This is a genomic window from Rhodoplanes sp. SY1 (genome assembly GCF_046000175.1).
Classification (GTDB): Bacteria; Pseudomonadota; Alphaproteobacteria; order Rhizobiales; family Xanthobacteraceae; genus Rhodoplanes.
Genome location: NZ_JBEOMB010000099.1, coordinates 1 through 706, shown reverse-complemented (window position 1 = coordinate 706; position 706 = coordinate 1). Strand labels below are relative to the sequence as shown.

At 67.6% G+C, this 706-nt stretch carries 1 protein-coding gene; it reads left to right on the top strand.

The window, feature by feature from the left end; all coding sequences use genetic code 11:
• Window positions 1–706, top strand: a 706-nt coding sequence (locus ABTU92_RS21930; RefSeq protein WP_408093751.1) for an ATP citrate lyase citrate-binding domain-containing protein, incomplete at both ends; no start/stop codon positions are given.

Sequence of the window (706 nt, the reverse complement as noted above, 5' to 3'; positions counted from 1 at the left end):
TCGTGGTGGCGAACGCGCTGTCCTCGCTGCAGGCGCCGAACGCCATCATCTCGCCGCTGGTGCAGACCCTGCCGCGCCTGTGGGAGCTCTATCACGGCTACGGCATGACGACGCTGGAGCTGAACCCGATCCGCATGCGCCCGGATCGCGAGGGGCGGCTCACCCCCGTGGCCTGCGATTTCAAGTGCGGCTTCGACCGCGACGACAGCCGCTGGCTGCGCCTCGGCCTGCCGGCCGAACTGTTCGCCGTCGACTACTCGGACTTCGAGCAGGAGATCAACCAGCTCCGCACCTATCAGGGACAGAGCGACGTCTACGTGATCAATCCGCACGGCACGATTCTGGCCCCGACCTTCGGGGGCGGCGCCAACTCGCTGGTGTCGGAAATCCTCGGCGACCTCGCCATCATCTCGTCCGACTTCGGCGGCAATCCGCCCTACGCCAAGATGCGCGAGGTGGCGGCGATCTGCTTCAAGCACTGGCTCAAGCAGTCGAACGTGCTGTTCATCGTCGGCGGCAAGGCCAACAACACCGACATCTTCGAGACGCTGCGGGCGATCTCCGACGCGCTGCGCGAGCACTTCTCCAAGAACGGCCCGACGCCGCTCTACGTCGTCGCGGCGCGCGGCGGGCCGAACCTGATCCGCGGCTTCGGCGCGCTGCGCGACACCGTCGAGGCGCTCGGCCTGCCGTACCGGATCTTCGG